The organism is Pseudomonas khavaziana, from assembly GCF_036704165.1.
Lineage (GTDB): Bacteria > Pseudomonadota > Gammaproteobacteria > Pseudomonadales > Pseudomonadaceae > Aquipseudomonas > Aquipseudomonas khavaziana.
On the sequence record NZ_CP129946.1, the window covers coordinates 2,127,380 to 2,141,178 of the forward strand.

General features: G+C 58.6%; 12 protein-coding genes. 7 read left to right on the plus strand and 5 right to left on the minus strand.

The features are described from left to right. The first annotated feature begins 215 nt into the window (after positions 1 to 215). Positions 216 to 1,391, plus strand: coding sequence for an IS481 family transposase (locus QYQ93_RS09490; protein WP_338474990.1), 1,176 nt, complete (start codon positions 216 to 218; stop codon positions 1,389 to 1,391). 333 nt (positions 1,392 to 1,724) lie between these two features. Here the strand turns inward: QYQ93_RS09490 and QYQ93_RS09495 are convergent, their stop codons facing one another. After that, positions 1,725 to 2,516: a crotonase/enoyl-CoA hydratase family protein gene (locus QYQ93_RS09495; RefSeq protein ID WP_043050462.1), complete on the minus strand. Its 792-nt coding sequence runs from the start codon at positions 2,514 to 2,516 to the stop codon at positions 1,725 to 1,727. A gap of 410 nt (positions 2,517 to 2,926) precedes the next feature. Here QYQ93_RS09495 and QYQ93_RS09500 point away from each other — a divergent pair, with 410 nt between their 5' ends. Beyond that, complete coding sequence (locus QYQ93_RS09500; protein ID WP_043050461.1) at positions 2,927 to 4,600, plus strand: DEAD/DEAH box helicase; 1,674 nt, start codon at positions 2,927 to 2,929, stop codon at positions 4,598 to 4,600. 82 nt (positions 4,601 to 4,682) lie between these two features. On the opposite strand, the gene QYQ93_RS09505 is transcribed toward QYQ93_RS09500, so the two are convergent. Beyond that, positions 4,683 to 5,450, minus strand: a complete 768-nt coding sequence (locus QYQ93_RS09505) for a class III extradiol ring-cleavage dioxygenase (protein ID WP_338476794.1) — start codon at positions 5,448 to 5,450, stop codon at positions 4,683 to 4,685. Positions 5,451 to 5,553: 103 nt separating this feature from the next. On the opposite strand from QYQ93_RS09505, the gene QYQ93_RS09510 reads away from it, so the two are divergent. Next, a complete protein-coding gene (locus QYQ93_RS09510) occupies positions 5,554 to 6,210 on the plus strand; it encodes a thiopurine S-methyltransferase (RefSeq protein ID WP_043050459.1) in 657 nt (218 codons plus the stop codon). A gap of 54 nt (positions 6,211 to 6,264) precedes the next feature. Here QYQ93_RS09510 and htpX read toward each other — a convergent pair whose 3' ends face one another. Both htpX and QYQ93_RS09520 read right to left on the minus strand, forming a co-directional pair. After that, entirely contained in the window at positions 6,265 to 7,152 is an 888-nt protein-coding gene (gene htpX / locus QYQ93_RS09515) for a protease HtpX (protein WP_043050458.1), read from the minus strand. Between the two features lie 303 nt (positions 7,153 to 7,455). After that, positions 7,456 to 8,667, minus strand: coding sequence for a pyridoxal phosphate-dependent aminotransferase (locus QYQ93_RS09520; protein ID WP_043050457.1), 1,212 nt, complete (start codon positions 8,665 to 8,667; stop codon positions 7,456 to 7,458). A gap of 202 nt (positions 8,668 to 8,869) precedes the next feature. On the opposite strand from QYQ93_RS09520, the gene msrB reads away from it, so the two are divergent. Continuing rightward, complete coding sequence (msrB, locus tag QYQ93_RS09525; protein WP_043050456.1) at positions 8,870 to 9,268, plus strand: peptide-methionine (R)-S-oxide reductase MsrB; 399 nt, start codon at positions 8,870 to 8,872, stop codon at positions 9,266 to 9,268. A gap of 155 nt (positions 9,269 to 9,423) precedes the next feature. Continuing rightward, the gene (locus tag QYQ93_RS09530) at positions 9,424 to 9,909 is read left to right on the plus strand and encodes a glutathione peroxidase (RefSeq protein WP_043050455.1); all 486 of its coding nucleotides are present in this window, start codon (positions 9,424 to 9,426) and stop codon (positions 9,907 to 9,909) included. A 19-nt stretch (positions 9,910 to 9,928) separates the two neighbouring features. On the opposite strand, the gene QYQ93_RS09535 is transcribed toward QYQ93_RS09530, so the two are convergent. After that, positions 9,929 to 12,238 carry a hybrid sensor histidine kinase/response regulator gene (locus QYQ93_RS09535; RefSeq protein WP_338477246.1) on the minus strand — a complete coding sequence of 770 codons (2,310 nt, stop codon included), beginning with the start codon at positions 12,236 to 12,238 and terminating at the stop codon, positions 9,929 to 9,931. Positions 12,239 to 12,403: 165 nt separating this feature from the next. On the opposite strand from QYQ93_RS09535, the gene QYQ93_RS09540 reads away from it, so the two are divergent. Then, positions 12,404 to 13,294: an ATP-binding protein gene (locus QYQ93_RS09540; RefSeq protein WP_043050454.1), complete on the plus strand. Its 891-nt coding sequence runs from the start codon at positions 12,404 to 12,406 to the stop codon at positions 13,292 to 13,294. Further along, positions 13,291 to 13,773, plus strand: coding sequence for a GAF domain-containing protein (locus tag QYQ93_RS09545; RefSeq protein WP_043050453.1), 483 nt, complete (start codon positions 13,291 to 13,293; stop codon positions 13,771 to 13,773). Before QYQ93_RS09540 ends, QYQ93_RS09545 begins: the two co-directional genes overlap by 4 nt. The last annotated feature ends 26 nt before the right edge of the window (positions 13,774 to 13,799 follow it).

Consider the following 13,799-nt stretch of genomic DNA (forward strand, 5'->3'; position numbering starts at 1 on the left):
CAGCCGACCAGGATGTTGGATCAGACTGAGTACATATCCGTTATTTGGGCAACGGCCACTTAGGGTTCCGCTTTTACAGCGGGTCACTTTTGAAAAGCGCAAAAGTAACCAAAACGCTCTTGCCCGGTATGACTCACCCACATGGGTTACAAATCAGTTCACGCACATAGGTAACAGTTATTAACTAGCACGGTTGACTTCGAGAGGATCTGACCGTGCCCTGGAAAGAGCTGAAACCAATGGATCTTAAAGTGATGTTCATAGCCTCCTATCTGGAGGGCAAACACACCTTTAGTAAACTGTGCAGCGACTATGAAATCAGTCGAAAGACTGGCTACAAATGGGTCGAACGATACGAATCTGAGGGGCCAGGCGGGCTTGAGGAGCGCAGTCGTTGTCGACACAATCAGAGCTATGTAGTGCCCGTCGCCGTCAGGCAGGCAATCATTGAGCTTCGCTCTATCGGAGAAACGACTCCAGGACCGAAGAAAATCCAGAATGACTTGCTCAAGCGTTTTCCGGATCAGGATCCACCGTCAAAAACGACCATCTACAACATCCTCAAAGCTGCTGACCTGATTACGCCCCAACGCATTCGGCGGCGTGTAGCGGTCTACCCCAAACCCTTGAGCAAGGCGGAAACGCCCAATCAGCTTTTCAGCGCTGACTATAAAGGCCAGTTTCTGACAGGCGCGGGGGTGTGGTGCTATCCGCTGACGATCATGGATCACGCCAGCCGTTTCCTACTGGCCTGTCAGAGCATGCCCAGCACTAACCTTAAGGAAACTCAACAGACCTTTGAACGGGTTTTTCGCGAGTACGGTTTACCGGAACGCATCAGGACAGACAACGGCGTGCCATTTGCTAGTACGGGCCAGGCCGGCTTATCGCAGCTGTCGATCTGGTGGCTGCGGTTAGGGATTATTCCTGAGCGAATTGAACCCGGCAGACCAGATCAGAATGGGCGTCACGAACGCATGCACCGAACGCTGAAAAGCACCCTGCCACAACCGCCAGCGATTCCTTGGGAGGCTCAGCAGAAACACTTTAACCGTTTTATGCAGCACTACAATTACGAGCGAGGGCACGAGGCGCTTGATCAAAAAACGCCTGCTTCCTGCTATTCGCCCTCGACCCGGGCTTACCCAGAAAAGCTACCCGAAATGAGTTATCCAAGTCACATAGAGTGTTACCTGGCTGACAGCAATGGAATTATCAATCGATCAGGTCTGCGGATTTACATCGCTAATGTGCTTAAGCATCAGACCATTGGAATGGAGATGATTGGTGAGGATATATGGGAGGTGATCTTCGGTCCGGTGATCCTAGGCCGGGTCTATGCTAGAGAGGCAAAGAACGGGTACGTTTCGATAAAAGTGTCACCTATGTAGAGATACTTTTTTGTAACCCATGTGGTTGTCCCGTACATGCCCCACCACTCGGCACCTCGCCCAGGCTCGGTGTGCCCGTAATTCGCCATGGATTTGGGGGGGGGCGCCGCCACGCGCCATCCATGGCGCGGGGCGGCTAAACCGGCATCCCTGCCGGTTTACCCCCCAAATCCCTGTCGAATTACGGCCAGCGTGGTTTAACGGGGCGCCTAAGATCAAGATCAAAAGCAGATCAAGATCAACGGCGGCTCGCTTCGCATCGTGGTTACTGACAGTTGCTACGTCAGAGTTGTGTAGATACCCATGCCCCGATGAGGCCATCGCTGTTGATATTCAAATCCCCTTGAACACCCCCGGCCGCTTCTCCACCATCGCTCGCATACCTTCCCTGGCGTCTTCGCTGTTAAGCAGCTTATCCACCATCGGCGGCAACGCGGCGGCGGCGATGGCTTCGCCTTCCATGCGTGCCTGGCGGGCCGACATCAACGTCGCTTGCACGCCGAGCGGCGCCTGGCGGGCGATTCGGTTGGCCAGCTCGATGGCGCGGGGCAGCAGGTCTTCGCTGGCCATCACCTCCTGCACCAAACCCAGGCGCAAGGCTTCATGGGCGTCGAACTCGTCGCCAGTGAGCAGCCAGCGCATTGCATTGCCCCAGCCGGCGATCTGATGAAAGCGCAATGTCGCGCCGCCGAACGGAAAAATTCCACGCTGCACTTCCATCTGCGCAAAGCGGGTGTTACTAGCGCACAGATTGATATCCGCAGCGAGCATCAATTCGATACCGATGGTCAGGCAGTAGCCCTGGACAGCGACGATCACCGGTTTACTGACCCTGGGGCCTGCGAAAACGCCCCACGGATCGCAACCTCCCAGCGGCGGTTGCCAGCCTCCTGCCATCACTCCGCTGACGTTGGCCAGATCCAGGCCGGCGGTGAAATGGTCGCCGTGGGCAAATACTACGGCGACCCGTGCTTCGTTATGTCGATCAAATTCGCCATAGGCCAGGCTCAGTTCATTGAGCAAGTCCAGATCAAAGGCATTGCGCTTGGCGACTCGATCCAGGCCTAAAAGCAGGACGTGACCCTGCAGTTCACGGCTGACACGGCTGCTGCTGGCTTGATTCATCGGGTTTGCCCTCGGGCAGGGAAAGGTTTCAGACCAATGGAAGGTGAACCGATTAAGCGTCATCACCAACAGGGCCGGGCTTTTGAAAAATAGACCCTGTCACCGATATGTGCAAAAACCGTGACGCAGTGCGGTTTATCGGTGCCTGGCGATAAAAAAAGCTCCCTTTTTCAAGTATTTCCGGTATAGTGCGCGCCGGCCTTTAACCGGGCCGCGTTTAGGTAGCGCAATTCCCCGAAGTCAGCTTCGGCTGCACGTCCGCACAGCGGACTCTTCCTTGACGAATCTTTTTCATTCATTCGTTTTCGCAAATCCCCGCCGACAAAGCAGCCAGGGCGACTCTTGAGTCTCAACACGGCATGCGCAGCTTTGGAGCATGGGTCTTTGCGGATGCACTTAGAGGCAGACCCATGACCCAGGAAACCGGCGGCTTCGCCGCTTTTAATCTTAACCCGAACATTCTTGCTGCCGTCATCGCGACTGGCTACGAAGAACCTTCGGCTATTCAGCAGCAATCGATCCCGATCATCATGGCCGGCCAAGACATGATTGGCCAGGCGCAAACCGGTACCGGTAAAACCGCCGCGTTCGCCCTGCCTATCCTGCATTGCATCGATCCTGCCAAGCGCGAGCCGCAAGCCCTGATCCTGGCGCCAACCCGTGAGTTGGCGCTGCAAGTAGCAACCGCTTTCGAAACCTACGCCAAGCAAATGCCGGGCGTGACCGTTGTGGCCGTTTACGGCGGCGCGCCTATGGGCCCACAACTGAAAGCCATCCGCAATGGCGCACAGATCGTTGTCGCCACCCCTGGTCGCCTGTGCGACCACCTGCGTCGTGACGAGAAAGTGCTGTCGACCGTGAACCACCTGGTTCTGGACGAAGCTGACGAAATGTTGAAGCTGGGCTTCATGGATGACCTGGAAGTCATCTTCAAGGCGCTGCCTCCAACCCGTCAGACCGTACTGTTCTCGGCCACCCTGCCGCAGTCGATCCGTGCCATTGCCGAGCGCCATCTGCGCGATCCGCAACACGTGAAGATCCAGACCAAGACCCAGACCGTTACCGCGATCGAACAGGCTCACCTGTTGGTTCACGCTGACCAGAAGACCTCGGCTGTATTGAGCCTGCTGGAAGTCGAAGACTTCGACGCCCTGATCATGTTCGTGCGCACCAAGCAAGCGACCCTGGACCTGGCCAGTGCCCTGGAAGCCAAAGGCTACAAGGCCGCTGCGCTGAACGGTGACATTGCCCAGAACCAGCGTGAGCGCGTGATCGACTCCCTCAAGGATGGCCGCCTGGACATCGTTGTGGCGACCGACGTTGCTGCCCGTGGCCTTGACGTTCCACGTATCACCCACGTGTTCAACGTTGACATGCCGTACGATCCAGAGTCCTACGTTCACCGTATCGGCCGTACCGGCCGTGCGGGTCGCGAAGGTCGTGCTCTGTTGCTGGTGACTCCACGTGAGCGCCGCATGCTGCAGGTGATCGAACGTGTAACCGGTCAGAAAGTTGCCGAGGTCCGCCTGCCGGATGCCCAGGCCGTTCTCGATGCCCGCATCAAGAAACTGACCAACAGCCTGGCCCCCCTGGTGGCTGACGCTGAATCGACCCACGGCGACCTGCTGGACCGCCTGACCGCCGATATCGGTTGCACCCCACGTGCCTTGGCTGCAGCCCTGCTGCGCAAAGCCACCAACGGTCAGGCCCTGACCCTGGCCGCCATCGAGAAAGAGCGCCCACTGGTGCCGAACAGCGCGCCACGCGGTGATCGTCCAGAGCGTTCCGGCGACCGTCCGGACCGTGGTGATCGTGAGCGTCGTGCTCCGGTGCCATTGGCCGAAGGCCGTGCACGTTGCCGTACCGCGTTGGGTGCGCGTGATGGTATCGCTGCCAAGAACCTGCTGGGCGCTATCCTCAATGAGGGTGGCCTGGCGCGTGAAGCCATCGGTCGCATCCAGGTGCGTGACAGCTTCTCCCTGGTGGAGCTGCCGGAAGACGGCCTGGAAAAACTGCTGGCCAAGTTGAAAGACACTCGCGTTGCCGGTAAGCAGCTCAAGCTGCGTCGCTACCGCGAAGATTGATCCGCCCTTTGGCTGATTGATCGCAAATAAAAAATCCCCGACTGGTTCGGGGATTTTTTTTGCCTTGAATTACCGGTCTCCGTCAGCCGAAGCGATAGATGTCCATGCCTAATGCCCCCATCGTGAACCCCTGATGCGCCAAACCAAACTGCCCGCCTGCCGCCCGGGCAAAATACAGCGGCAATAAATGCTCATCGCTGGGATGGCTGCGCACGGCATGGGGCGCCTGGCGCCGATAGTCATGCAGGGCGGCTTCGTTATCGGTCGCAAGTTTGTCCACCACCCAGTCACGAAACTCACGCGCCCACGGTGTGATCGTCTCCGGCCCGGCACGCCAGTCCAGCTCACCGAGGTTATGGGTGATGCTGCCGGAACCGATCAATAACACCCCTTGCTCGCGCAGGCTGCGAAGGGCATGCCCGACCCGGGTTTGCAGGGCAGGGCCCATGTGGCTGGGCAACGAGACTTGCACCACCGGAATGTCTGCTGCTGGATACATCAGCGACAGGGGCACCCAGGTGCCGTGGTCGAAGGGGCGTTGGTTATCGAGGCGTGCGTCCAGGCCGTCTGCTTGCAGCAGCTCGACAATGTCGCTCGCCAATCGTGGGTCACCCGGCGCGGGGTATTGCACGGCAAACAGTTCGCGAGGAAAGCCGCCAAAGTCATGCCAGGTTTCGGGCGCGGCGCCGCCGCTGACCAGCAGTGCTGGGCTTTCCCAGTGCGCCGATACCACCACGATCGCCTGCGGTCGTGGCAACTCGGCCGCCAGGCGCTGCAATGCAGGGCCGCTGGCACCGGGTTGTAGCGCCAGCATGGGTGAGCCGTGGGAGATGAACAGGCTGGGGAGCATAGGAAGCGTCCTGGAGGTTAATATCGAGCTATCTTTAATCAGAATGTTTATCTAGATCTAATATAAGTTTTAGTGTCTTTTGATCGATTTATCAGGAGGGTGCATGGACGCAAAATTTTGGCAGGAACGCTGGGCCACCAATCAGATCGGTTTTCATCAAGTCGAGGTTAATCCCTACTTGCAGCAGTATTGGTCAACGTTGGCCTTGGCCGCGGGCTCGAAGGTCTTCGTGCCATTGTGCGGCAAAAGCCTGGACATGATGTGGCTGGCGGGGCGTGGGCATCGTGTGATGGGTGTGGAGGTGTCGGAGCAGGCGGTTGAGGCGTTTTTCAGCGAACAGGCACTCACGCCGCAGATTGATCAAAGAGGCGTGTTCAAGGTGTATCACAAGGGCCTGATCGAAGTGTGGTGTGGCGATTACTTTGCCCTTGACGCAGGGGCCGTGGCCGACTGCAAGGCGCTGTATGATCGTGCAGCACTGATTGCCTTGCCGCAGCAGATGCGGCCGCAATACACCGAGCATCTCAACAGTCTGCTGGCCCGCGGCTGTGAGGGCCTGCTGATCGCTGTCGACTACGACCAAGCACAAAGGGCTGGGCCGCCGTTTTCTGTCCCGGATGAGGAAGTGCGCTCGCTGCTGGGCTCGTACTGGAGCGTGGCCACGTTGCAAGAGCGGGACATACTGAGTGAGAGCCGCAAATTCATGGCGGACGGCGTCACCCGTCTTGAGGAGCGCGTTTATCGGCTGACCAAGAGGTAAATCGCGGCCACGAAAAAGGGGCGATCAATCGCCCCTTTTCGTATTACCGGGTTATCAGCCCCGACGACGCAGTGCGTCGATCCGCTCTTCCAGTGGCGGGTGGCTCATGAACAGGCGAGCCATGCCCTGCTTGATGCCACCGTTGATGCCAAAGGCGGTCAGGCTGTCCGGCATGTGCACCGGTAGCCCCTGTTCGGAGCGCAAGTGTTGCAGCGCTGCGATCATCGCCCCGGTGCCGGCCAGGCGGGCACCAGCTTCGTCTGCGCGGAACTCGCGTTTGCGCGAGAACCACATGGTGATTGCGCTGGCCAGGAAGCCCAGTACCAGTTCAGCGAAGATAGTCGCCACGAAGTAGGCGATGCCACGGCCTTCTTCGTTCTTGAAAATTACCTTGTCGACAAAGTTGCCGATGATGCGCGCGAAGAACATCACGAAGGTGTTCACCACGCCTTGAACCAGTGCCAGTGTCACCATGTCGCCGTTGGCCACGTGGCCGATCTCGTGGGCCAGTACGGCTTTCACCTCGTCATACGAGAAGCGTTCGAGCATGCCCTGGCTTACGGCAACGAGCGCGTCGTTCTTGTTCCAGCCAGTGGCAAAGGCGTTGGCTTCATAGGCCGGGAAGATCCCGACCTCGGGCATCTTGATACCCGCTTCGCGGGACAGCTGCTCGACGGTCTGCAGCAACCATTGCTCATGCCGGGTGCGTGGCTGGGTGATGACCTGGGTGCTGGTACTCATCTTCGCCATCCATTTGGAGATGAACAGCGAAAACAGTGAGCCGGCGAAACCAAAGACCGCACAGAAGACCAGCAGCTGATTGAGGTTCAGGTCAACCCCGTTGGCCGCCATGAACCCGTTGAAGCCGAAAAGGCTCAGGGTGATGCTGGCAATCAGCACGACCGCCAGGTTAGTGGCCAAGAACAGCAGGATGCGCATCATGGTTGTAGGGTTCTCCTCATGCTTAATATGTCGCGTACTGCGGGGTATATAAGGTGCGGCATGGGGTGATTCAACCGAGCGACTATTTCAAACTGTGTCCTACAGCTTGAATGTAGAGGCTTGAAGGGATTTTCCGGCCTGTATTGTCAGCCATGGCCGACACGAGTTTGCCTTGCCGCCCCGTGATTATAGGGGGTACGCCTTGGGCGGGGGGCAAGTGAAATACCACAACACGTAAGCGACAAAGAAGTGTTGCAGATAATCGCTGTACGACCCGAAGCGGGCCGCACAGCGTCAATGCCCTTACTGGCGATAGGACTTCAGGAAGTTGCCGATGCGACCAATCGCCATCTCCAGGTCATCCACTCGCGGCAACGTCACTACGCGGAAGTGATCCGGCCACGGCCAGTTGAACGCGGTGCCCTGGACCACCAGCAGCTTTTCCGACAGCAGCAGGTCGAGCACGAACTTTTCGTCGTTGAAGATCGGGCACACTTTCGGGTCGATCCGCGGAAACGCATACAACGCGCCCATGGGCTTCACGCAGCTGACGCCCGGGATTGCGTTGAGCAGCTCCCAGGTGCGATTGCGCTGCTCCAGCAGGCGCCCCTGGGGCAGGATCAGGTCGTTGATGCTCTGGTAGCCACCGAGGGCCGTCTGGATGGCGTGTTGGCTCGGTACGTTGGCGCACAGGCGCATGTTGGCCAGCATGTCTATGCCTTCGATATAGCTCTGGGCGTTGTGCTTGGGGCCGGAGATGGCAATCCAGCCGGAGCGGAAACCCGCCACGCGGTAAGACTTGGACAGGCCATTGAAGGTCAGGCACAACAGGTCCGGGGCCAGGGACGCGGTGCATATATGCACCGCGTCATCGTAGAGGATCTTGTCGTAGATCTCGTCGGAGAACACCACCAGGTTGTGCTGGCGTGCGAGTTCGAGCATGCCCAGCAGCACTTCCCTGGAGTACACCGCGCCGGTGGGGTTGTTCGGGTTGATGATCACCAGGGCTTTGGTGTTCGGGGTGATCTTGGCCTTGATGTCGGCCAGGTCCGGAAACCAGTCGGCACCTTCATCACACAGGTAGTGCACCGGGTGGCCGCCAGCCAGGGTCACGGCGGCGGTCCACAGCGGGTAATCCGGTGCCGGCACCAGCACTTCGTCGCCATTGTTGAGCAGCGCCTGCATCGACATCACGATCAGCTCGGACACGCCATTGCCCAGGTAGATGTCCTCGATACCGACACCTTCAACCTGCTTTTGCTGGTAGTACTGCATCACCGCCTTGCGCGCACTGAACAGGCCCTTGGAATCACTGTAGCCCTGGGCAGTCGGCAGGTTGCGAATCACATCCTGGAGGATTTCGTCCGGCGCTTCGAAACCAAACGGCGCCGGGTTGCCAATGTTCAGCTTGAGGATGCGATGACCTTCCTCTTCCAGGCGCTTGGCGTGCTTGAGCACCGGGCCGCGAATGTCGTAGCAGACGTTGGCGAGCTTGTTCGATTTGCTGACCTGCATGGCGATGTGATCCTGAAAATGAACGATCCAGACGGCGCAGGCACTACCCTGGGGTGAATCCTGCGCGGTTCGCGCCCATAAATACGTTTGAATGCCGGAGGCGCGGGTGCCAGACTGGCGTTTTGAAGAGGCGCAATCATACGTGCCGCCTGATCCCTGGAAAAGACACAGATCAGGGTTTTTCAGTTGCCGAGGTGTACCAATGGAAAAGTTGCAGAAAACCGTTGATGAATGGAAAGCCATGCTTGATCCCGAACAGTACAACGTGTGCCGCCTCAAGGGCACCGAGCGACCGTTCAGCGGCAAGTACAACGCCACCAAGACCGATGGCGTTTACCACTGCATCTGTTGCAACGAGCCACTGTTCGATTCCAGGGCCAAGTTTGACTCCGGCTGCGGCTGGCCCAGCTTCTACGAGCCGATTGCCGACAGCGCGATGATTGAGATCCGCGACGTCAGCCACGGCATGATCCGTACCGAGGTCACCTGCGCCAAGTGCGACGCACACCTGGGGCATGTGTTCCCGGACGGCCCGCCGCCGACCGGGCTGCGCTATTGCATCAACTCGGTGTGCCTGGACCTGGTGCCGCGCCAGGCTTGAAGCTGTAAACAGGCCTACACGGATCACTGTAGGAGCGAGCTTGCTCGCGAAAAACGTCAAAGATAACGCGTGCTTCCTGAATGAACGCGGCGCCTGTGAGTTTTTCGCGAGCAGGCTCGCTCCTACACTTTCTTTCCCTGACTTGAGGCTCTGCCATGAGCGAATCCCTGCTGAGCATCCCTTGCACCACCATCAAGGGCGAGCAAAAGACCTTGGCCGACTTCGCCGGCAAGGCCATTCTGGTGGTCAACACCGCCAGCAAGTGCGGCTTCACGCCACAGTACAAGGGCCTGGAGCAACTCTGGCAGCACTATAAGGATCAAGGCCTGGTGGTGCTCGGCTTTCCCTGCAATCAATTTGGCAAGCAGGAACCGGGCAACGAAGACGCGATATCCGAGTTCTGTGAGCTGAACTTCGGCGTCAGTTTTCCGCTGTTCAAGAAGATCGATGTCAATGGCAGCGATGCCCACCCTCTGTTCGTGCAGTTGAAAAAACAGGCCCCGGGGCTACTGGGTTCCAAGAACATCAAGTGGAACTTCACCAAGTTCCTCATCGGCCGTGACGGCAAGCAGGTCAAGCGTTTTGCGCCGACGACCAAGCCTCAGGACTTGACCCAGGCGATCGAAGCCCTGCTCAAGTGAAATGCAGTGCGTGGGCAGATCAGAGACTTGTGATCGTCGGTACCCATAGCTCCAGCAGAGCATGGAGTTCTTCGCGGCGAAACGGCTTGGCCAAGTAGTCGTTCATGCCCGCCGCCCGGCAGCGCTCTCGCTCTTCGGACAGGGCGTTGGCGGTCAAGGCGACGATGGGCAGGTCTGGCCAGCGCCCGCTGCGGCGAATCTGCCGGCTGGCCTCGTAGCCATCCATCACCGGCATGTTGCAGTCCATCAACACCATGTCGAAGCGCTGGTCCTCAAGCATCGTCAGGGCTTCGCCGCCATGGGCGGCCACGATGACCTCACATCCCAACTTGCTGAGCATACCCTTGGCCACCAGTTGATTGACTGGGTTGTCCTCCACCAACAGGATACGTGCCCGATGAGCAAGCGGTGCGGATTCCATCTGAATCGGGTCGAGGGTCAGTTCTACGTCGCTGCGCAGGTTGCGTTGCAGGATCTGGTAAAGCGCGTTGCGGCTCAATGGGCGTGCTTGTTGCTGCAGCGGTGCCAGGGCCGCTACCTCTTCGCCAGGCATGAAGTTGCCGTAGGCAGTGACCAGCAAAATCGGGGCGCGGATCCCAGGGCGCAAGCGAAACAGGCACTCCGGACAATCGGTGATCAGCAGGTCCGGGGCCAGTGCGCTCAAGTCATCGTCCTGGGAATAACAGCGTGGTGTCAGCCCCCAGGAAGGCAGCAGGGTGGTGAGCAACTCCGTCAAGCCGCCGCCGGCGTGGGTGATGGCAATCACATCACCTGTGAGTGGGGTGTAGCGGGTAGCAGGCAAATGCGTGGGCAACGGCAGATCGGCGCAGAACTGGCTGCCAAAGCCCACCTCCGAGCTGATGCTCAAGCGTCCTCGCATGGCTTCGCACAGGTTACGGGTCAACGCCAGCCCCAACCCTGTGCCGCCAAATTGGCGAGTGATGCCGGCACCGGCCTGGGTGAACGGCTGGAAGATCTTCGCCTGGGCATCCTGGGCGATGCCGATGCCGGTGTCACACACTTCAATGTTGACCCGGCCCTCCACGGCACGCAGGCGTACATCGACGCGTCCAAAGCGGGTGAACTTCAGGGCATTGGACAGCAGGTTACTGACGATTTGCCGCACACGAGTCGGGTCGCCGATGACCTGGGCGGGAAACTGTGGATCGATCAGGCAGGTCAGCTCCACACTTGGCGCCGCGTTTTGGGACAGCAGGTTGGCGGTGTCTTCCACCAGCGAGCCCAGGTCGAACGGGATATGTTCCAGTTCCAGCTGGCCGGCGTCGAATTTGGACAGGTCGAGGATATCGTTGAGTAATTCGACCAGTACTTTGCCTGAATCATGGGCGATGGACAGTTGCTGTCGTTGTTCGGCATTCAGCGGGCTGTCCAGTGACAACGCAATCATCCCCAGCAGTCCGTTGAGCGGTGTGCGGATTTCATGGCTCATATTAGCCAGGAAGGCCGCCCTTGCCTGGGCCATGGCCAGTGCAGTGGTCTTCGCTGCTTCCAGTTCATCATTGGACTGGCTCAAGCGCTGGTTGCTGGCCTTGAGTTCAAGGGTGCGTGCAGAAACAATATTTTCCAGCTGGCCCAGGTATTCCGTCAGGCGGTCCTCGGCGTGGCGCCGTTGCTGGATTTCGGTCTCCATGTTTTCGAATTGCTGGTTGGCGACGTTGACCAGCACGCCGATCTCGTCATCTTCGTGCCCCGGTGGGCAATCCAGGCGCGCCTGTTTGCGTGTACTCAGCTCTCGGATAATGCGCACCAACGGCTGGGTCAGCATCACGTAGAACAAGCCCAGCAGAATCCCGGTCAGGAGCAGGCTGCGGACGAATCCGTTAAGCAAGGTAATCTCGGCACGATGCAGGAAACGGCTGCCGAAGGTGTAGGTATCGACGTCAAGGCGCAGCACGCCAAGCGATTCGTCCGGCATATGGCCAAGGTACAGCCGGTCCTCGAATTGACGGTTGGCGCTGAACAGAAAATCACTGAGGGGCCGGTAGTTGCTTTCCTTGCGCGGGCGATCGACGTCGGCCAGGACCACGCCATTATTGTCGATCAACTGCGCCCGGGTGATGGCAGGGGAGTGCAGCAGCCCCAGGGCCAGTTCCTGGGCGAGTTCGGCATCGATGTTGTAGGCGATGCGTGAGGCGGGGTTATGGCTGATTTCGATCAGTGAGCGTATTTCACGGTTGATGGATGCGTCTTCACTGGCATAATCAATGCCGATTTGGATCAGGCTGAGCAAGGTTCCCAAGACGAAACCGACCAGCACAGTCAATCTGGCTTGTTTATAAGACAAGCGGTGGGCGAACTTGATATCCATCGAGTGTTGAACCACTTCACGTTTCCCTTCGCCCGGCAAGCATAGCTGAACATCCACAAGCTCTGGCTCGCCCGGCATGAATCGTTGTTTTGATGCAGCCTCATGCGGTGCGCCGCAGGGTTGCTAATACGCCATCTTTTACAAGAACTTGCCAGAGGAATAGTCATGGATTCTCGATTGAATGCCTTCCTTGAACGCGCCGATGCGGTACTTGCACGCCTGGAACCCTTGTTGCCCGCCCTGCGCGAGGCCATCGACTGGGACCAGTGCCTGGCCGCCCGTTGGCAGCGCGAAGGGCGCAGTGGCTTTCTATTGCCGCTGCAAGTGAGCCTGGACATGCGCCTGTCGGATCTGATCGGCGTCGATAAACAACGTGAACAACTGGCGCGCAATACCCAGCAGTTCCTCGATGGCTTGCCCGCCAATCATGCGCTGCTTTGGGGGTCGCGCGGCACTGGCAAATCCTCCATGGTACGCGCCTTGCTCGCCCAGCATGCCAAGGCGGGTTTGCGCTTGATTGAAATCGAGCGCGACCACTTGGCCGACTTGCCACGGGTGGTCGAGCAACTGGTCAAATTACCACAGCGCTTCATTTTGTTTTGCGATGACCTGTCGTTCGAAGCTGGTGAAGGCGACTATCGTGTGCTCAAGAGCGTGCTCGACGGTTCCCTTGAACAGGCGCCGGAAAACGTGCTGCTGTACGCCACGTCGAACCGTCGCCACCTGGTTCCGGAAAACCAGAGCGACAACGACAATTGGAAACGCGTGGATGGCGAGTTGCACCCGAGTGAGGCGGTAGAAGACAAGATTGCCTTGTCAGACCGTTTTGGCTTGTGGCTATCGTTCTACCCCTTCACCCAGGAGCACTTCCTGGATGTGGTGGAACATTGGATCGGCGAGTTGGCCGGCAAGGCTGGCTTGCAGTGGCAGCGCGATGAACAATTGGATGTGCTGGCGGTGCGCTGGGCTACGGGCCGCGGCAACCGCAATGGCCGCTGTGCCTATCAATTCGCCCGTTACTGGGTGGGTCTTAAATTGCTGGAACGTCAACCATGATCGATTTACAACAGGCCGGTACCGGCCTTGATGGCTATGCCATGCTGTGCGCGCAGCTTGAGTCGTTGCTCGCTGATGAGCGGGATTTTATTGCCAACAGTGCGCAGTTTTCCGCGTTTCTGTTCAATCAGTTGGATGATTTGAATTGGGCAGGCTTCTACCTCAATCGCAATGACGAACTGGTGCTTGGGCCATTCCAGGGGCAGATCGCCTGTGTGCGCATTCCCTTCGGCCGCGGGGTGTGTGGCGCGGCGGCGGCATCGCGGCAAACCCAGCGAGTGGAGGATGTGCATGCTTTCCCGGGGCATATCGCCTGTGACAGCGCTTCCAACAGCGAATTGGTGGTGCCGTTGGTCAAGGACGGGCAGTTGGTTGGCGTGCTCGACCTCGATAGCCCGTTGCTGGGCCGTTTTACACCTCAGGACCAAGTGGGGGTTGAACAGCTGGCGGCCATCTTCCTGCGATTGACCGATTGCTGAGACAAGCGGGCTGATGCTGTCTGCTG